General features: G+C 60.4%; 18 protein-coding genes. 10 read left to right on the top strand and 8 right to left on the bottom strand.

Annotated elements, in window-relative coordinates; translation table 11 throughout:
• Nucleotides 1-142: 142 nt before the first annotated feature.
• Together CHH27_RS22790 and CHH27_RS22785 are read left to right on the top strand one after the other, a co-directional pair.
• The gene (locus CHH27_RS22790) at nt 143-502 is read left to right on the top strand and encodes an MmcQ/YjbR family DNA-binding protein (RefSeq protein ID WP_094074952.1); all 360 of its coding nucleotides are present in this window, start codon (nt 143-145) and stop codon (nt 500-502) included.
• Nucleotides 492-1,676, top strand: a complete 1,185-nt coding sequence (locus CHH27_RS22785) for an MFS transporter (protein WP_208988334.1) — start codon at nt 492-494, stop codon at nt 1,674-1,676. Before CHH27_RS22790 ends, CHH27_RS22785 begins: the two co-directional genes overlap by 11 nt.
• 50 nt (nt 1,677-1,726) lie before the next feature.
• Here CHH27_RS22785 and CHH27_RS22780 read toward each other — a convergent pair whose 3' ends face one another.
• On the bottom strand, nt 1,727-2,089 hold the full coding sequence (locus tag CHH27_RS22780; RefSeq protein ID WP_094073625.1) for an EthD domain-containing protein: 363 nt from the start codon (nt 2,087-2,089) through the stop codon (nt 1,727-1,729).
• Nucleotides 2,090-2,254: 165 nt separating this feature from the next.
• Between CHH27_RS22780 and CHH27_RS22775 the strand changes: the two genes are divergently transcribed.
• Nucleotides 2,255-2,746, top strand: a complete 492-nt coding sequence (locus CHH27_RS22775; protein ID WP_094073624.1) for a DUF3429 domain-containing protein — start codon at nt 2,255-2,257, stop codon at nt 2,744-2,746.
• Between the two features lie 85 nt (nt 2,747-2,831).
• Here CHH27_RS22775 and CHH27_RS22770 read toward each other — a convergent pair whose 3' ends face one another.
• Nucleotides 2,832-3,290 (bottom strand): GNAT family N-acetyltransferase, encoded by a 459-nt coding sequence (locus tag CHH27_RS22770; RefSeq protein ID WP_208988333.1) that lies wholly within the window; start codon nt 3,288-3,290, stop codon nt 2,832-2,834.
• A gap of 170 nt (nt 3,291-3,460) precedes the next feature.
• On the opposite strand from CHH27_RS22770, the gene CHH27_RS22765 reads away from it, so the two are divergent.
• The gene (locus CHH27_RS22765) at nt 3,461-4,324 is read left to right on the top strand and encodes an NUDIX domain-containing protein (protein WP_371681861.1); all 864 of its coding nucleotides are present in this window, start codon (nt 3,461-3,463) and stop codon (nt 4,322-4,324) included.
• 3 nt (nt 4,325-4,327) lie between these two features.
• On the opposite strand, the gene CHH27_RS22760 is transcribed toward CHH27_RS22765, so the two are convergent.
• Nucleotides 4,328-4,942, bottom strand: a complete 615-nt coding sequence (locus tag CHH27_RS22760) for an HD domain-containing protein (protein WP_094074950.1) — start codon at nt 4,940-4,942, stop codon at nt 4,328-4,330.
• 97 nt (nt 4,943-5,039) lie between these two features.
• Here CHH27_RS22760 and CHH27_RS22755 point away from each other — a divergent pair, with 97 nt between their 5' ends.
• A complete protein-coding gene (locus tag CHH27_RS22755; protein ID WP_094073622.1) occupies nt 5,040-5,897 on the top strand; it encodes a LysR family transcriptional regulator in 858 nt (285 codons plus the stop codon).
• A 9-nt stretch (nt 5,898-5,906) separates the two neighbouring features.
• Here the strand turns inward: CHH27_RS22755 and CHH27_RS22750 are convergent, their stop codons facing one another.
• A complete protein-coding gene (locus CHH27_RS22750; RefSeq protein WP_094073621.1) occupies nt 5,907-6,404 on the bottom strand; it encodes a DUF1579 domain-containing protein in 498 nt (165 codons plus the stop codon).
• An 82-nt stretch (nt 6,405-6,486) separates the two neighbouring features.
• On the opposite strand from CHH27_RS22750, the gene CHH27_RS22745 reads away from it, so the two are divergent.
• Both CHH27_RS22745 and CHH27_RS22740 read left to right on the top strand, forming a co-directional pair.
• Nucleotides 6,487-7,428 carry a YafY family protein gene (locus CHH27_RS22745; RefSeq protein ID WP_094073620.1) on the top strand — a complete coding sequence of 314 codons (942 nt, stop codon included), beginning with the start codon at nt 6,487-6,489 and terminating at the stop codon, nt 7,426-7,428.
• A gap of 160 nt (nt 7,429-7,588) precedes the next feature.
• On the top strand, nt 7,589-9,214 hold the full coding sequence (locus CHH27_RS22740; protein ID WP_094073619.1) for a thiamine pyrophosphate-binding protein: 1,626 nt from the start codon (nt 7,589-7,591) through the stop codon (nt 9,212-9,214).
• Between the two features lie 31 nt (nt 9,215-9,245).
• Here the strand turns inward: CHH27_RS22740 and CHH27_RS22735 are convergent, their stop codons facing one another.
• From CHH27_RS22735 to CHH27_RS22725, 3 genes are all read right to left on the bottom strand, one after another.
• Nucleotides 9,246-9,965 (bottom strand): hypothetical protein, encoded by a 720-nt coding sequence (locus CHH27_RS22735; protein WP_198338274.1) that lies wholly within the window; start codon nt 9,963-9,965, stop codon nt 9,246-9,248.
• Entirely contained in the window at nt 9,965-11,299 is a 1,335-nt protein-coding gene (locus tag CHH27_RS22730) for an MFS transporter (RefSeq protein WP_094073618.1), read from the bottom strand. Before CHH27_RS22730 ends, CHH27_RS22735 begins: the two co-directional genes overlap by 1 nt.
• Before the next feature lie 189 nt (nt 11,300-11,488).
• Nucleotides 11,489-12,205 (bottom strand): carbonic anhydrase, encoded by a 717-nt coding sequence (locus CHH27_RS22725; protein ID WP_094073617.1) that lies wholly within the window; start codon nt 12,203-12,205, stop codon nt 11,489-11,491.
• 448 nt (nt 12,206-12,653) lie between these two features.
• Here CHH27_RS22725 and CHH27_RS22720 point away from each other — a divergent pair, with 448 nt between their 5' ends.
• The gene (locus CHH27_RS22720) at nt 12,654-13,385 is read left to right on the top strand and encodes a hypothetical protein (protein WP_094073616.1); all 732 of its coding nucleotides are present in this window, start codon (nt 12,654-12,656) and stop codon (nt 13,383-13,385) included.
• 23 nt (nt 13,386-13,408) lie between these two features.
• On the opposite strand, the gene CHH27_RS22715 is transcribed toward CHH27_RS22720, so the two are convergent.
• The gene (locus CHH27_RS22715) at nt 13,409-13,876 is read right to left on the bottom strand and encodes an Lrp/AsnC family transcriptional regulator (RefSeq protein WP_094073615.1); all 468 of its coding nucleotides are present in this window, start codon (nt 13,874-13,876) and stop codon (nt 13,409-13,411) included.
• Nucleotides 13,877-14,002: 126 nt separating this feature from the next.
• Between CHH27_RS22715 and CHH27_RS22710 the strand changes: the two genes are divergently transcribed.
• Both CHH27_RS22710 and CHH27_RS22705 read left to right on the top strand, forming a co-directional pair.
• Nucleotides 14,003-14,941 (top strand): aminotransferase class IV, encoded by a 939-nt coding sequence (locus CHH27_RS22710; RefSeq protein ID WP_094073614.1) that lies wholly within the window; start codon nt 14,003-14,005, stop codon nt 14,939-14,941.
• A gap of 281 nt (nt 14,942-15,222) precedes the next feature.
• Nucleotides 15,223-17,073, top strand: a complete 1,851-nt coding sequence (locus tag CHH27_RS22705) for an EAL domain-containing protein (protein ID WP_094073613.1) — start codon at nt 15,223-15,225, stop codon at nt 17,071-17,073.
• Nucleotides 17,074-17,111: the final 38 nt, after the last annotated feature.

Raw genomic sequence — 17,111 nt, 5'->3', positions numbered from 1 at the left:
GCGATGGTTTCATAAGGTTAGAGGCGGCAGCCCCGCAATGTGTGACATGTTTTTTTGATCAGAGGTGTTCTTGCACGATCTGAAGCAAACGGTCATCTTGGCGCCCTTGCCCATTCGGTCCCCGTTTCAAATGAGCCTTTCCATGACCCGTGACGAGTTTGATGCCTTTTGCGGCCAGCTGCCTGCAACCACCCATGTCATCCAGTGGGGCAACGCATCCGTCTGGAAGGTCGGCGGCAAGATCTTTGCCGTCTGTTCGAACTGGGGGGAAGGCAGTCATCCCAAATTCAGCTTCAAATGCTCCGATATGTCCTATTCGCTCCTGCCCCAGCAGGACGGCCTGATCCCGGCGCCCTATCTGGCGCGGGCCAAGTGGGTGCAGATGGAAAAGGAAGGCGCGCTGTCTGACGAGGACCTGAAGGCTTACATCGTCGCCGCCCACAAGATCATCGCGGCCAAACTCACGAAGAAACAACAGAAAGACCTCGGCCTTGCCGACTGACTTTCACGGAAAGTGGCGCTCGCTCAGCCTGTTGATGCTGGCCGAAATCGCCGGGATGAGCCTCTGGTTCATGTCGGCGGCCATCTTGCCCGATTTGACCCGCGAATTCGCCATATCCGACTTCGCCCAGGCGGCCCTCTCCAGCGCTGTCCAGATCGGCTTTGTGGTCGGTGCCATTGTCTCGGCCCTGTTCGGCCTTGCCGACCGGTTCGACCCGAGACGCGTGTTTGCCATCTGCGCGATTCTCGCAGCCCTGTTCAATTCAAGCCTGCTCGTGTTTGAACCGGGCGGCCCGGTCACGATCTTCGCCCGGTTTGCCACCGGCGTCCTGCTGGCGGGGGTCTATCCGGTCGGCATGAAAATCGCCGTCGGCTGGGGACAGAAGGACCGGGGCCTGCTGGTCGGCACGCTGGTCGGCGCACTCACTTTCGGTTCGGCCGCGCCACACCTGCTCGCCCTCCTCGGCGGGGCCGACTGGCGCTGGAGCCTGATTGTTGCCTCCCTTGCCTCGGCAGCTGGCGGTGTCCTGTGCCTCCTTGTCGGCCTTGGCCCGTTCCACGCAAAGGCACCCCGGATGAAGGTCAAGGCCATTTTCACAGCCTGGACCAACCGGAAGATCCGATACGCCTATGCAGGCTATCTCGGCCACATGTGGGAACTCTATGCCATGTGGGCCTGGATCGGCGTCGCGCTCGCCGTCTCCTTCTCGGCCCACATGCCGCAGGAAAGCGCACTGTCGCTTGCCCGTCTGATCGCCTTCCTGACCATCGCAGCGGGAGGGGTTGCCAGTATCCTCGCCGGGCTTGCCGCCGACCGGGTCGGCAAGGCCAATATCGCGATCCTTGCCATGGCCGTCAGCGGCTCCGCGGCGCTTGCCTCGGCCGTCTCCTTCGGTGGTCCGGTCTGGCTGACGGTTTTCTGCGTGCTGGTCTGGGGCGCCGCCATCCTGCCCGATTCCGCGCAGTTTTCAGCGCTCGTTGCCGATTATGCCGAACAGGATCAGGCCGGCAGCCTGATGAGTTTTCAGACCGCCCTCGGGTTTGCCCTGACCTTCTTCACCGTGCAGCTGACACCGCTCGGTGCCGAATTGATCGGCTGGCCGGGCGTCTTTGCCCTGATGGCCATAGGCCCGGCGCTCGGCATTCTGGGCATGATGCGGCTGCGCCGGCTGTGAAGCCCTGACCGGTCGCGGCGTCCGGTCGCCTTGGCCCGGTTCTCGCTGTTTCAGAACGGCTGCTCACGCACCAGAAAAGCGCAGGACCTTGCATGGTCGATGAAATTGGCTTCGTCCTTCAACAGGGCCTCGGCAAGCGCCTGACCTTCCGCCGCGCTCATCGCCTCCATCAGATCTTCTTCCGATTCAAACCAGACCTCGGCAACACCATCGAATTCCTCGGCCATACCGCGCGACTGACGAAAAGCATCGTTCATCGGAGAGGAAAGCGTCTGGTCCTGAACATATTTGCGTGCCCGCATGACCGGCGCGTTCTCCATGAAAAACGGGCCGTGTTTGTTCTGCCAATAGTCCAGAAATTCCTCGCGGGTCAGATCGGAGCGGCGATGCAGGCACATGATCAGCTTGATCATCTTCGGTCCTCCTCGGGAATGCGGCGGAGATTTAACCCTAACACGTTTTTTGAGGGTCAGGCACCGATCCAGCCCCGCCACCTGAACGTATACCCAGCGCACACAAACTCGGTCAGGTTGTGCACATGCCGCAGTCGCCTGACTGGTCTTTAAGGGAACGGAGACATGGCTCAAACAGGCATAGCAGACGGTACGGGCGGTCCGACAGAGGGCTCTGCGGTCCCCATTGCGGCGCGATGGCTGGGGGGGACCGGGGCTCTGCCTTTTGTCGCGCTGCTTGCAGTGACGGTCTTCGGGGCACCAGGCTGGAGCGAGTGGGCGGGCCAGGCGCTTGCCCTTTACGGTGCTGTGATCCTGTCGTTTCTGGGCGGAATTCAGTGGGGTCTTGCGATTGCGAGCTCCTCCGAGTCGGAGGAAAAACGCGGCCCGCGCCTTGCAATCAGCGTGGTTCCGTCGCTGATCGGATGGGCGGCGCTTCTTCTTCCGCTTGAGATCGGGCTTTATGTCCTGGCAGCCGCATTTGCGCTCGTGCTCTTTCTGGATGCCCAGGCGACGATGAAAGGCGAAGCGCCCGCCTGGTACCCGAAGCTGCGCCTGCCGCTGACAGCGGTCGTCATGACCAGCCTCGTGGTCGGAGCGCTTTTCACCGCAATCTGACCGGCACAGAGAATTCAAGCAACCGCGAATTGCCGGATCATGTGGCCTCCATCGACATCGAGCACCATGCCGGGTGTGGTCGGCTTCAGTCCGCGCTTGTCTCAGGTGACCACACGTACCGGGTATCGAGTTCATCCTGTCCGACGACATCGAAGCCGCAGGATTGGTAGAACCGGTTCGCGTCACTGACATTCAGCGCCATGAGCCGTACCGGAACACCCAGCCTGCGGGCTTGCTGTTGGACAAGTCCGACGATTTTCCGGCCGGCGCCCCGGCCTTGGTGTTCCGGTGCCAGATAAAGGTGATCGAGATAAAGATGGTCCTCGCGAGCGCGCAGCACATAAAATCCCGCGAGCTGACCTTCGGCACTCAGAACGTAGGTCTCGTCCGGTTCAAACGTACCCAGAAATCGAGCCCGCGCACGCGCCGGATCGAAGCGCCCGGCCGCTTCCAGGCTCGGCCGCATCGCCTCGATCCTCAAGGCGGCAAGCCGTTCCGCGTCTGCCGCTTTTGCAGGTTCGATCTCAAATACCAGTTCGCCCATGAAAACTCCTGACGGGAGGACGGCCGCCGGTGCGCGGCCCAAGAACCGAAAAGGCATAGCAAACAGTGCGCGCGGCGCCAAACCGGTTGCCAACTCCCAGCACGCCCCCTGTGTGACAGCCGGCCTCGGCACCGATATACTGCCCGGCAGAGGAGGCTGCCTTGGAACTGATGATCCTCTGCGCCGGATCCGGTGCGAAGACCTGGGATGGCGAGGAAGCTGAACGACCGCTGCGCACAAAAGGCAAGCGGCAGGCCCAGAAGATCGGCGCCTGGCTTGGCCAGAATCGCATGCGGCCGGATTGTATCCTCACCGACCATTCCGCCCGTGCCAAAGCAACAGCGGCAAAGGCCCTCAAGGCCGCCGGCTGGACGGCGCGTGGCCTGACAGCGTCTGCGGCGCTTTCGTCAGGAGGATTGCCGGGTCTTGAAGGCGCCGAACGCCCGCTTCTGGTCGCCCGGCCGGAAACTCTAACCCTTCTGCTGCAGCAACTGGCGCTTGAAGTCGACACGGGGCCAGGGACGCTGTGCTGCCTGGAACTCCGCGGGACACATGCCGGTCTGCGAGACGTGACAAGGCCGAAGGACCTGCCGGATCTCTTTCCCTTTCCGGCGCCTGACGGACCGGAGCTTCGCCCGCGCCCGGCCTATTACTATCGCCAGTCCGCCGTGATCCCTTTCCGCCGGACCCCAGCCGGTACACAGATCCTGATTGTCGGGTCGTCGAGCGGACGTCACTGGACCGTGTCCAAGGGCATTGTTGAACCGGGCCTGAGCGCAGCTGCCTCCGCCCGGATCGAAGCACGCGAGGAAGCCGGGGTCGAAGGCACCATAGGGCGCAGCCCGCTCGGCAGCTTCACCTACGAAAAGTGGGGAGCCACCTGCGATGTCACCGTCTACCCTATGGCGGTGCGCAAGGTGCTGACCGGGTCTGGCTGGGAGGAAAACCACCGGACCCGGCAATGGGTCTCCGGGCCCGAGTCGATCAACCTCCTGAAACAGCCTGCCTTCGCCCTGCTGGCGGCGAAGATCTGAAGCTCACGCGTTGACGTCTTTCAGGTCTCCGTCGTCTGCGCGCTCATTCAGCTCCAGGTGGCCTTTCTTGTTGGAAAAGACCCGGCGCAGCATGGGCACGAAGAATTCAAGAGGCTTGCTTTCGTAGTCCGGATCAAAGGCTGCCTGGTCATAGGTGTGGCAGAAATACTTGCAGTCTTCGTAATAGGGACTGTCCTTGTATTTCTCACGCGCGTTGCGGTCGCCGCCCAGATGGTGGTTGTAATAATAGCCTTGAAAAACGCAGTGATGTTCGATGATCCAGCGGGTCTTTTCACTCACGTAGGGCCGGACCATGGCCGCTGCCAGTTCGCCGTGGTTATAGGGTGAGAGAATATCACCGATGTCATGGATCAGCGCGGCAACGACGATCTCCTCCTCAGCACCGTCCTCATAGGCACGGGTGGCGGACTGCAACGAATGCTCATAGCGATTGATCGGATAAGGCGTCCAGTCCTCGTCGAGCGACTTGAGCATGACAATGATGCGGTCCACGAGGCCGGCGTTGAACGCTTCTTCGTAGTCCATCACCGCCAGAAAATCTTCCTTGCTGGCCTCTTCCATCCGGGTCCAGGTGGGCTTGCGGGTTCTGTCGAGCATGAAAACCTCCGTCATCGATCTGCCGAAACGCTAGCAAGAACACGCTGATTAGAAAAACTGATTGTTTTTATCATTTCGATAGAAAATACTTTTCGCTATGGACTTGAAGCTTCTGACCACCTTCCTGGCCGTCGCCGACACTGGCAGTTTTCACCGGGCTGCCGAGCGGCTGTACATCACGCAGGCAGCCGTCTCGAGCCGCATTCGTGCACTTGAGGACGAACTTGACGCAGAGCTGTTCCTGCGCGGTGTTGGCGGCACGCGGCTCAGCGAGGCGGGCGCGCATTTGCGACCGCTCGCCGAACAGATGCTCGCCAACTGGCAGCAGATCTCGGGCAGCATCGGCCGCCGGTTTTCCAATCGGCTGGCGCTGCGGATCGGATGTCAGCTGTCGATCTGGGACGACCTCCTGGTCGAACTGGCCATCTGGACCGAACAGACCCTCGGCAAATTGCCGCTGACACTGAATTTCGATCACGAACACAATGCCATAGACCTGGTTCGCCGGCAGACACTCGACCTCACCATCACCCATGAAAGGGCCCACGGTACAAAGCTTGAGACCTTGCCGCTGCCACCAGACCATATGGTGCTGGTGGCCGACCGGCCCTGCGCAATCCAGGACCCGGTCCTGCCACTGTTTCTCAATTTCCAGCTCGGGCCTCACTATGACGCGGCGACGTCCGATCTCCTTAAGAACCGGTCCGGGCATTTTTTCCTCAGCAATGCAACGATGGGTCTCGCCTATCTGAAGCGCCGCGGCGGCATGGCCTATTGCCCGCGGCGCCTTGTTGCCGATGACCTGAAGGAGAAACAGCTGCACGAAGTCGCGGGCGCCGAAGCCTTCGACCTTGACCGGTTCGCCGTTTACGATCCGGCCGGACCGTCAGCAGCGCTGGTCGAGCAGGTCCTGCCCGGGCTTGCTGAACGTGCCCAGGCCAAGGCCTTCACCTGATCAGGACGACTATCCGGCGAGGCGGGAAAAGGTCATCGTCCAGTTGGTTTCCCAACTTTCCCCGCCATCCGCGGAAAACGCCTGTTCCCAACGCGGTTCCGCCCCCCGGATCCAGAGGAAGCGGACCTTGATCGGACGCCCTTCCAGGAAATCGTCGGCAAAAAAGTTGCCGGTCTCGTCCTCAAACCTGCCCGTGACAGGCGTGTCCAGCTGATGGGGCGCCCGACCGTCCAGCCACCAGATGGACCACAGGCCACTTGTTTCATCAAAGCTGCGCAGGGCGACGGCTCTGTAGGCGCCGCCCGGCAAGTGAATGTGATTGTCCTCGAGATTTCCGGCACCGCCAAGGATCGGACGGGTTTCCGACACACCTTCGAACCGCTCCCATTCCTGACAGTCGACGAGGCGGCTCTTGAGCCGCCGGTGAAGCACGGACCAGCGCCCGAACATGAAGTCGAAGTCCGCCTGCGGCGCGATGAGCCCGGCTGAAGCAGTTGAGTGCTGCATGGCAATTCCCTCAATTGAATGCGTGACGCCGGCAAGCTAATCGCGATAACATGACATCAATTGTCATGTATTCTGAGTTCCCATGAAATCGTCCCGACTTCTTTCCATCCTGATGCTTCTGCAGGTACGCGGCCGGATGACCGCCGAGGCGCTGGCGGCGGAATTCGAGGCATCGGTACGCACCATTCACCGGGATATCGACCAGCTGAGTTATGCCGGCGTCCCCGTCTACGCGGAGCGCGGCCGCCTGGGCGGGTTTCGGCTGCTTGACGGGTATCAGACCAGGCTGACAGGCCTCAACGAGGACGAAGCCGGTGCCCTGCTTCTGTCCGGCCTGGGGACTGCGCTTGATGATCTCGGACTGCTTCCTGCCGCAACCCGCTCGGAACAGAAGATCCTGGCAGCGCTCCCCGAGGAAACCCGCGAAAAGGCAGCCCTCGTCTCGGACCGGTTTCTGCTCGATCCGCAAAGCTGGTACCGGAGCAGAGAAGCGACGCCATTTCTGGGTCAGGTTGCAACAGCAGTCTGGACCGGGCGAAAACTGGCCCTCCGTTATTCTGCCTGGAAGGGAGAGGTTGAGCGGTTGGTCTCGCCGTTGGCGATCGTGTTGAAAGCCGGCACCTGGTACCTGGTTGCCGAGGCTGAAACGATACGTGTCTACCGTATCGCCAATATCCAGCATCTCGACTTGCTGGAAGACGGGTTCAACCGTCCGGAAGATTTTAATCTCAGATCCTTCTGGGACAATTGGCGAGAGGACTTCGAAACCCGTTTGAATTCGCAACAGGTCACCTTGAAGGTCACTCCGGAGGGCCTGCGGCGCCTCGGCGAAGCCGGATTGCACCCGGCAGTCTCTCCGGCCTTTGAAGGGCCGACGGCCACCGTCTCCCTGGCGATGGAGGACAGCCCCTTTGCCGTCAGGATGCTGCTGTCGCTTGGCAGCGAGGCAGAAATCGTTGCACCGGACGGTCTCAGGGAGGCGGTCCTGGCAGAGCTGCAGAAGATGCTCGGCCAGTATGCCTGATCAATCGGTGGCCTGAGACATGCCCCTGCGGCCGGCGAGAACGCCGTTTCGCAAAGCATTTGATCAATGGAGCAATCTCGAATAGAGAAAGTTGCAAATGTAACTGATTGCGGGCCGGAGGCGGCGGCACACGCGACCAAGGGCGGGGAGACAAGCCAGAATGTCCGACAAGAGCTATACCTATCAGTCCATCGCCCAGGCGGTCCAGGATCAGGGCATCGACACCATGTTCGGGCTGATGGGCGACGCCAACCTGTTCATGGTCGATCATTATGTGCGCGCGTGCGGCGCGACCTTCGTGCCAGTCTCCTATGAAGGCAGCGCGGTGTTGATGGCGCTGGCCTACTCGCATGTCTCGGGCAAGATGGGCGTCGCCACGGTGACCCATGGCCCAGCCCTGACCAACTGCGTCACGGCGCTGACCGAGGGCGCCCGAGGGCACATTCCCATGGTCCTGCTGGCCGGTGATACGCCGGTAATGAACCCGCAGAACCTCCAGAACATCGACCAGCGCGAGTTGGTCAAGGTGACCGGTGCGGGCTTTGAACAAGTGCGGTCTCCGGCAACCGCCGCCCATGACGTGGCGCATGCCTTCTATCGGGCCCGGGTCGAAAAGCGGCCGATCGTGCTCAACATGCCGGCCGATTTCATGTGGGAGGAAGTCGGCCACGAAAAGACGGTGTTCAAGGCCTTCGGTGCCCCGGCCTATGTGCCGGAGGGCGACGATCTTGACGCTGCCATCGGCATGGTCGCGTCCGCAAAGCGCCCGGTGATCCTGGCCGGTGGCGGGGCGATCGATGCCCGGGACAAGCTGATCAAGCTGGCCGACCGGCTGGAAGCCCCCCTGGCAACGACCCTGAAGGCCAAGGGCCTCTTCAACGGCCACGCCTACAACATGGACATTTTCGGCACGTTGAGCACCCCGGCCGCCTATGAGGTGATCGACAAGGCGGACTGCATCGTCTGCTTTGGCGCCAGCCTGCATCATTTCACCACCGACAAGGGAGCCCTGATGAAGGGCAAGCGCGTCGTGCAGGTGAATGACACCGTGGCCGAGGTCAGCAAGAATTATCATGCCGATGCGGCCCTGGTCGCCGATGCCGGGCTGACGGCGGACAACTTCCTCTATTGGCTGGACGAGGCGGAAATTCCGCCGAGCGGTTTCACCGGGGAACTCGACATGGCGGCCCTCACCGCGCACCCGCCGGCGAAGGCCAAGGATACCAGTGACGGTTATGTCAATTTCGTGCATGCGCTTGAACGGCTGGAAGAGGTGTTGCCGAAGGACCGGATCCTGACGACCGATGGCGGTCGCTTCATGACAGAGGTCTGGTGCCGCATTTCCGCTCCCGATCCGCGCAGCTTTATCGTCACCGCCAATTTCGGCTCGATCGGCCTGGGTCTTCAGGAAGCCATTGGCGCCGGCTTTGCTGCACCGGACCGACCGGTGGTGCTGTTCACCGGTGACGGCGGTTTCATGATGGGCGGCATCAACGAATTCAACACTGCTGTCCGCATGAAACAGGATCTGATCGTCATCGTCGCCAATGACAGCGCCTATGGCGCGGAACATATCCAGTTCCTCGACCGCTCGATGGATCCGGGCCTGTCCATGTTCGACTGGCCCTCCTTCGCCGATGTCGCGACCGCACTCGGTGGCAAGGGCGTCGCCGTCACGTCCGCCGAGGAACTGGAACAGGCGATCACGGCCATCGAGACCCGCGACGCACCGCTCTTGATCGAGCTGCGCCTCGATCCGAACGACGTGCCGCGCATGCGGATCTGACTCGCTTGCAAGAGCGGTCGGAAGCGCAACGCTATTGCAACAGCTCCCGGCCGGCGAAGACGATCAGCAGCAATCCGGCCAGGGCATTCAATCCACGTATCACGCGCGCGATGGCGGCTCCGCGCCGCATTGCGAGCGCCAGAAAGCCCTGCCGGCCGGCAACTGCGGCCAGCGCGACAAGTCCGAGCGTGAGCGCAATTCCGGCAAGCATGGCCAGGGCAAAAACGAGCCCGGCCTCCGGCACGCCGCGTGCCAAAGCCGAAACCACAACGAACAAGGTCAAGGGACACGGCACCAGTCCGGTCGCCAATGCAACCCCCAGACCCTCCCTTTTCTCTGAACCCTGTCGATGGGAGCGGGGCCAGAGTGCGCGCAGCAGCAACCAGAGGCCGAAACCAAGCAGGATTGTCCGGCTGAGAATTTCAAGGGTGGGTGCACGGCCGCCGCCGACAAAGGTGCGCTCCATCAGATGGGCCGCGAAGAAGGCGATCAGAACGGCCGTGAGGACGTGGGTCGCGGCAAGCAGCGTCGACAGGGAAAGAGCCCGACCAAAACCGCTTTTCGAGCCGGCCAGCCAGGACGCAAGTATGGTCTTGCCATGACCGGGTGTCAGGGCGTGCAGAGCACCGAACATCACGCCGGTTCCCGCCATGCCGACGAGCAGCCAGACGTTGCCGGACTGTTCAAATGTCAGGATCTCGCTTCGTACGCCGTCATAGATCCAGCGCTGAAGAGCGGCGAGCCAGTCCATCAAGGTTGCCGGTCCGGCCAGGAGGAATGCAGGCTGTCGATGACAAAGGCATGTGCGTGCCGCTTGCCATGACCTCCGGCAAGATGCGGGTGATCCGGCGGCAGATCCGGATGTTCATGGGCAAGGACGGATCTGTCTCCTTCCGGCCATAGATGTCGTGCGGCCAGCACACCGGTCACGGCAAGAACCGCCAGGACGGTCATGGTCCATCCCGGCGCGGCGACACTGCCAAGCCAGCCGGCAAGGGGATACGCGATCAGCCAGCACCCGTGCGACAGTGCAAATTGCGCCGCAAAGATTAGCGGCCGGTCTTCGGCATGCGCGGAATTCTTCAAGAGCCGCCCTGAGGGAACCAGAACGGCGGACATGCCTGCCCCCATCAGCGCCCAAACGATCAGAAGAGACGGCCAGACAAGGGCAGCCGGCAAAACGGTCAACAGGAGTGCGAAGCCGAACAGCAGGACCGGAAGCGCGGCAGCGCCTGCGAGCATCACGGTCCGGTCCGGTACTGTGCTGAGAACACGGGGCAGCAACAAGGCCATCACCATGGAGCCGCCACCATAGGCCGCCATGGAAAGAGCAAGGTCTGTATCCGTCAGACCAAGCCATGCCTTCACCAGGACAACGCCGTTGACGATCACCATCGAACCGGAGGCCGCGACCGCCAGGTTCAAGGCCAGCAGCCCTTTCAGCCGCGGTGTTTTCAGATAGATCTGCAACCCCTTCAGGGTCCGCTGTAATGGCGGCTCGCTCTGCGACATCCGGGCCACGGGAAGGGTTACGCTGACGACCAGCAGGGCAGAAAACAGGAAACCTGCGACAGTCCCGCCGAAGAGCCAGTGAAAGCCCAGAAGTCCAACAAGAACCGCGGCAATCATCGGGCTCAGAAGGTTTTCCAGATCATAGGCCATGCGTGAGAGCGACAGAGCATTCGTATATTCATCCTCGTCCGGGAGGATGTCCGGAATGGTTGCCTGGAAGGTCGGGGTGAAGGTCGCCGAGGCTGATTGAAGGACTGCGATCAACAGGTAGATCTGCCAGATCGCATCGACAAAGGGCAACGCCAGCGCGGTGGCCGCACGTACCAGGTCCAGGGCAACCAGCAAAGCCCTGCGCGGCAGATGCGCGGCAAACCCAATGGCAAGCGGGCTGACGAAAACATAGATCACCATCTTGATCGCCAGCGCCGTGCCAAGAACGACACCGGCATTGTCACCGGCAAGCTCGAAGGCGAGCAAAGCCAGCCCGACCGTCATCAGGCCAGTGCCGAAGAGCGCGATCACCTGGGCGAAGAAAAGGTGTCGATAGTCTCTGTGTTTGAGGACGGAAAGCAAGGAAGACCCGTTTTTTGCCGGAATTGGAGAAATTCCCTTACCAGCAGAAACAGATCAGAAAAGGACCTCTCCGGCAAGCGCTGTCCGGCGCGCTTGCCGCTATTGGTTTTGTTACCGGAACAGAGGGTATAAGCGGTTCGAAACAGCCTAGGGGCAGGATCCATTCATTTGAATGAAAGGGTCCAGACCCTAGAGGAATTCGACCTTCCCAGTTCCGATATCATAGACCGCAGCCACGGAACGAAGGCTGTTCTGGTCGTGCATTTCGGCCAGGATCGGGCCTGATGCTGTTGCCTTGCCCGCATTCAGGCGTGCATTTTGTGCAATCGCCGCTTCAAGAATGTCGGCCGGTTTCTCCGGCAAGACATCATAAACGGCCGGGCGTATGGCTTCCAAGAGGCTGGGCAGATGACCGGGCGGGAGTTCCCTGTTTTCAACGGACTTGATGGTTGCATCAACGGCCCCACAGCCGGAATGTCCCAGCACCACAATGACCTTGACCCCCAGAACGGCTGCGCCGAATTCCAGGCTTGCCAGACCGTCTTCATTGATGAAGTTCCCGGCGACGCGCACCACGAAGAGATCTCCCAGCCCCTGATCGAACAGGATTTCCGGCGCGACCCGGGAATCGGAGCAGGCGACAACAGCTGCAAAAGGTTGCTGGCCTTCGGCGCGTGCGGCTCTGCCAACCGAATGGTCCGTGTTGATCGGGGTATTCGCAACATAACGCGCGTTGCCTTCGATCAGACGCTGCAGCGCTTCTTCAGGCGATGCCGGTGCCGGTGCCGATTGAGACGCGGCTGTCTCTGCCAAGGCGGGTGCAGCGGCAACGCCCACGGCACTCACCAGACCACCGACCATCAATCCTCGCCGGCTGAGTGTCGGCATTTTGTCAGACTGGCACATCGTTCCTCCTTTGCGCCAAGGGCACATAACGGACCGTTCCCGGATCGGAACCCGGCCCTGAGTTTCCTGCAAAGTGAGACCTGTCGCATCACCCCTGATCTGCGCCCTGCATATGGGAATGAAGGAAAGACCGACCCAATTAAACTTTGTCCATCTCGCCTTGCAGTGTTCGAGCTGTGCGAAGCAACTCGCATCCGGGTCGCCCCGATGCGCGCGCCGGAAAACCTGCGTTCGTCTTTTGCAGCAGCGCATGATTGCCAAGACCCGGGACCCAAACGTGAACTGTCATCGGCTGGCAGATACAATTGACACGTAATAGCGGGCTTTTGATACCCGAACCTCCCTGCCGTGCAAGGCGCCGTGATGCTAGTCTTTCTGATGTAGGGGCACCTGATCTCGGGCAGCGTTTTGGCGCTGTCCGTAACCTGTTGCAAAGGAAGGACAGAGCATGGCTGAATCCTTTTTCCTGCCGTTCAACTACGTTGACCACCTGACCAATCCCGGCCTTCAGACAAGTACCGGGCGGATCAAGCTGAACCAGCATGTCGGCGGCCGAGCGATCGATCTGGCGCTCAAGGGCCAGGGCAATGACAAGACCTTCGTCAAGATCTGGAACTTCATGCTGAAGAACAAGGAACTCCTCGACAAATACAAGGTCGAGGTCTGCGGACGGGCCAAGAAGGACGGCTCCAAGGATGTCGAGGAAAAGGGCAAGATCAAGAAGATCTATTTCGACAAGATGTCCGACCGGGCCGCCCTGCAGGAGATGGTCCAGGACCGGTTCTTCGGCATGGACTGTATCGGTTTTCTCGCCAATTTCCTGATCTATTGTGGTGAATGGGACAAGTATTACGGCGTCTCGCCGAAAAACTATCCAAAGCATGTCGCCAAGATCAACATCGACGACATCAAGGACGTCAAGCCGCTCGACCTCATGGTCTGGAACGGCCATGTCGCCATGGTCGACTGGGTCTGGGACCAGATCGACGAAAACAGTGCACGGATCGACATGTGCCAGAGCTCCAGCGGCGGTCCGCAATGCAATGAATATGTCACGCTGAAACAGACCAACGGCAAGGGCCTGCACGGCGGCCGGGAATTCACCATCTGGGGCGGCACGCCGACCCCGCCGGTGAAAGGCCATCTGACCATCTGGCGGCGGGAGGGCTTCTGGTATTGAGGTGCGGCCGGCACCTGGCCCCATCAGTCGAGCGGCACATCCAGCCCTGTCTTGACGCGGCTGACGACCACGTTGGAATGAAAGCGCCGGATGTTGGCGTTTTCAGTGAAAACGCGTCGGCTGAACTCCTCATAGGCTGTCATGTCGACCGCGGTCACCACCAGAATGAAATCCGTATGGCCGGTGACGTAATAGCATTGCTGGACATCTTCCAGAGCCAGCATGGAGCGGCGGAAGTCGTCGAGGAGATCCGTTCGCTCGCGCTCAAGCTCGACCTCCACAATGAAGGTCATGGAACGCCCGACCGCCTTGGGCGACAGTACCGAGATATCGGCCTCGATGATGCCTTCCTCCCGGAAACGCTTCACACGGCGCTGCACGGAGGATCGCGACGTGCCGACCTTGTCGCCGAGTTCATCGGCCGTCAGCCGGTTGTTCTTCTGCAACAGGGTCAAGAGCCGCTTGTCGACATCATCAAGACTGATTGGCATTTCGCGCGCTCCTGCGACCGATTTTGACTGCTCCTACCCGCTTTCCAGGCAAAGAACGGGCACAACACCCAGATATCGGGCCTAACCTTTCATCAGACGCACATTCCGGTCAAGAGGAAGCCAATCATGCGCAAATTGCCCGAATTATCGACCCGTTATCAGGATCCGCACCGCTATCCGCAGGGAATTGCCTACCAGGACGGTCAATATTTGCCGGTCGCGGAGGCGAAGGTGTCGGTGCTCGACTATGGCTTTCTCCATTCCGACGCGACCTATGACGTTGCCCATGTCTGGGAGGGGGCCTTTTTCCGGCTGGACGATCATCTGGATCGGTTCTTTCGCGGCATGGCCGAGTTGCATATGTCGATCTCCCTGAGCAAGACCGAGATCGCGGACATTCTGCACACCTGCGTCGCGCTGTCGGGTCTGAAAAATGCCTATGTGGAATTCATCTGCACACGGGGGACCTCTCCCTCGTTCAGCCGGGACCCGCGCGATGCGGAAAACAGGTTTCTCGCCTTCGTGATCCCCTTCGGCTCCGTCGCCAATCCGGACCAGCTGGAACGCGGGCTGCACCTCGCCGTCACCGATATCCTGCGCATCCCTCCCGGTTCGGTGGACCCGACGGTGAAAAACTATCACTGGCTGGACATGGTCAAGGGCCTTTACCAGGCCTATGAACGCAGTGCCGAGACGGCCGTTCTCCAGGATGGTGCCGGGCACATTGCGGAGGGCCCGGGCTTCAACGTTTTCGCCATCAAGGACGGCGCCGTCACCACGCCGCCCACCGGCGTCCTGCTCGGCATTACCCGGCAGACGGTTTTCGACATTTGCGCCCGCCTGTCACTGCCCTGCGAGGCCGCCCCGGTGCCAGCCGACGCCCTGAGAGCCGCGGACGAAGTCTTCATCACCTCCACAGCCGGCGGCGTGATGCCGGTCGGCCGGATCGACGGCAAGCCGGTCGGCACCGGCGGTGTCGGACCACTGACTGCACGGATCAAGGAAACTTACTGGCAGATGCACGGGGAAGAGGGATACCGGCATGAAGTCGACTATGGAGAATAAAAGGACAAAAACCGCCTCGCCGCCGGGCGGAAAAATCTTCAACGCCGGGAGGATTCATGCAGTCACCTTCCGGCATGAGCAAAACGAACAGGTTTCCGGAAGATTTTTGCAACATGCACGCCAGTTTTACGAACGTTTCCCGCACCTAAAACTTGCAATTTGCCAATAATGGAGGACTATTTACGACTTACCTGCCATCAACCTGTTGGTTGCGCAACAATTTTGGCGATAGGCTAAGGTCTTGACGCTCCACTGGGCGCGTGACGACGAGAGACCTTTACATGATTCCGCCGCAGATTATCGACCAGATCAGCGACAAAAGCTCCGAAGGCCTGGCTCTTGCGCTCGCAAGTGACGAAGACGGCGCAATCATGGAACTGCAGTGGTGCAACAAGGCCTTCACCCGGATAACCGGGTATGACAACAGAGATATCTTGGGTCAGCGCGGCACCATCCTGATCGGTACCAGCATGGCGCAGGGCGACCACCTGCTCATCATCGAAAAGCTGATGAACTGGGAGCACTTCTCGGTAAAGGTCCGCACCAACAGGAAGTCGGGTGAGGAATACTGGCAGAAGATGAGCTGGACGCCCTTGTCGGACCCCTCAATGGGTGACCGGTGGTGGCTCTGTTCGTTGATTGAGCTGGACGAGACCCCGCACAATCCGGTCGTGCATTCGACGCTTGCCACAACAATTTCCAATCAGGAGCTGCTGGCTGATTACGCGGAAAAAATCGAGCGCCTCGAAAAGGAGAACACCCGGCTTTTCGAGATGGCCAGGACGGTCGCGAAGGAGTCCAAGGAAGACCCGCTGACCGGCCTGTCCAATCGCAGGCATTTTGAAGTCGAGCTGAAATCCTGGATCCAGAAGCTTCAGAACGGCGGGACGGAATTCGCGGTTTTTTATGTCGATCTCGACCGCTTCAAGTCGGTCAATGACACATTGGGACATGATGCCGGTGACCGGTTGCTGCTGTCCGTTGCAAAGATGCTGCGCCGCCTGACCAGCGAGACGGATCTGATTGCGCGTATCGGCGGTGACGAATTTGTCATTCTGAGGCCGCTGGGAAACAGTGCGCTGGACATCAGCAGCCTTGCGGACGCGATCGTGCAGGAGATGCATGCCCCTTTTGCCTTTGAGGGCAAGTCCACCTTCTGCAGCGCAAGTGTTGGCGTTGCCATTGCAACGGCCAGCATGGACATTCCGGAACAGGTGGTGACCGATGCAGACATGGCGCTTTACCACGCCAAGACGAACGGCCGGGGGCGCTGGTCGTTTTTCACCGAAGAAATGCATGCCGATGCGCTTGCAACAAAGCGGCTTGTGTCAGACCTGCTGATCGCCTGCGAAAAGCGTGAATTTGTTCCGTATTTTCAGCCGCTGATCGACGCCAGTACCGGCAAGATCGTCAGTGCGGAGGTTCTTGTGCGGTGGGCACATCCGAAATTGGGATTGCTGCCGCCCGGTGCTTTTCTGGAGACGGCCGCGAGCATGGGGATCCTCAAGAGGATCGACGAAATCACCTTCAGCACACTTCCCGAAACGCTGGCGGAGTTCGACAGGGCCGGCATTGACCTTCCGCGGATTTCAATCAACGTTTCCGCCGGACGCCTGGCGGACCCGACCCTTATTCACGACATCAAGCGTTCGGGCATCGCCCCGGAAAGACTGACCATTGAGATCCTGGAATCGGTCTACCTGGAACGTATCGGCGACGTGGTGCACTGGACCCTTGGCGAACTGAAGGAGCTTGGGGTCACCATTGCCCTGGACGACTTCGGAACCGGGCATGCGTCTGTCCAGGGCCTTTTGAAGATCAACCCGACCATCCTCAAGATCGACCGTCAGTTCATTCAGCCAATCGTGGAAGACGAGACGTCACGGGCTCTCGTTCATTCCATTATCGGGATCGGCAAGAGCCTCGGCATGCGCATCGTGGCCGAAGGGGTGGAGACGGAACAACACGCACTCTTCGCCGGCCGCATGGGCTGCGACTTCCTGCAAGGGTTCCATTTCGGCAAACCTGTTTCCGCCTCCGACCTGCAGCAAAGGCTGCTGGAAACCAATGGCCAGTTCTGGTTTCCGGCAGAAACCGACATTGCGACGCTTCGGCCCGAGCTGCCTTGCTAGAGCACTTCCCGGTTAGATTGGCACAGTCTGTTTGAAGT

This window comes from Labrenzia sp. VG12, from assembly GCF_002237595.1.
In the GTDB taxonomy this organism is placed as follows: domain Bacteria; phylum Pseudomonadota; class Alphaproteobacteria; order Rhizobiales; family Stappiaceae; genus Roseibium.
The sequence above is the reverse complement of the archived record's forward strand: the minus strand, read 5'-3'. Positions and strand labels throughout refer to the sequence as shown.

What these genes read in the sequence shown, in the direction of transcription:
- CHH27_RS22750 (WP_094073621.1), bottom strand. Translation starts at nt 6,404, where the DNA reads ATGCAGCACTCAACTGCTTCAGCCGGGCTCATCGCGCCGCAGGCGGAC.
- CHH27_RS22735 (WP_198338274.1), bottom strand. Translation starts at nt 9,965, where the DNA reads ATGGACTGGCTCGCCGCTCTTCAGCGCTGGATCTATGACGGCGTACGA.
- CHH27_RS22765 (WP_371681861.1), top strand. Translation starts at nt 3,461, where the DNA reads ATGATCCTCTGCGCCGGATCCGGTGCGAAGACCTGGGATGGCGAGGAA.
- CHH27_RS22780 (WP_094073625.1), bottom strand. Translation starts at nt 2,089, where the DNA reads ATGATCAAGCTGATCATGTGCCTGCATCGCCGCTCCGATCTGACCCGC.
- CHH27_RS22720 (WP_094073616.1), top strand. Translation starts at nt 12,654, where the DNA reads ATGGCTGAATCCTTTTTCCTGCCGTTCAACTACGTTGACCACCTGACC.
- CHH27_RS22775 (WP_094073624.1), top strand. Translation starts at nt 2,255, where the DNA reads ATGGCTCAAACAGGCATAGCAGACGGTACGGGCGGTCCGACAGAGGGC.
- CHH27_RS22740 (WP_094073619.1), top strand. Translation starts at nt 7,589, where the DNA reads ATGTCCGACAAGAGCTATACCTATCAGTCCATCGCCCAGGCGGTCCAG.
- CHH27_RS22760 (WP_094074950.1), bottom strand. Translation starts at nt 4,942, where the DNA reads ATGCTCGACAGAACCCGCAAGCCCACCTGGACCCGGATGGAAGAGGCC.
- CHH27_RS22755 (WP_094073622.1), top strand. Translation starts at nt 5,040, where the DNA reads ATGGACTTGAAGCTTCTGACCACCTTCCTGGCCGTCGCCGACACTGGC.
- CHH27_RS22725 (WP_094073617.1), bottom strand. Translation starts at nt 12,205, where the DNA reads ATGTGCCAGTCTGACAAAATGCCGACACTCAGCCGGCGAGGATTGATG.
- CHH27_RS22710 (WP_094073614.1), top strand. Translation starts at nt 14,003, where the DNA reads ATGCGCAAATTGCCCGAATTATCGACCCGTTATCAGGATCCGCACCGC.
- CHH27_RS22745 (WP_094073620.1), top strand. Translation starts at nt 6,487, where the DNA reads ATGAAATCGTCCCGACTTCTTTCCATCCTGATGCTTCTGCAGGTACGC.
- CHH27_RS22715 (WP_094073615.1), bottom strand. Translation starts at nt 13,876, where the DNA reads ATGCCAATCAGTCTTGATGATGTCGACAAGCGGCTCTTGACCCTGTTG.
- CHH27_RS22790 (WP_094074952.1), top strand. Translation starts at nt 143, where the DNA reads ATGACCCGTGACGAGTTTGATGCCTTTTGCGGCCAGCTGCCTGCAACC.
- CHH27_RS22705 (WP_094073613.1), top strand. Translation starts at nt 15,223, where the DNA reads ATGATTCCGCCGCAGATTATCGACCAGATCAGCGACAAAAGCTCCGAA.
- CHH27_RS22770 (WP_208988333.1), bottom strand. Translation starts at nt 3,290, where the DNA reads ATGGGCGAACTGGTATTTGAGATCGAACCTGCAAAAGCGGCAGACGCG.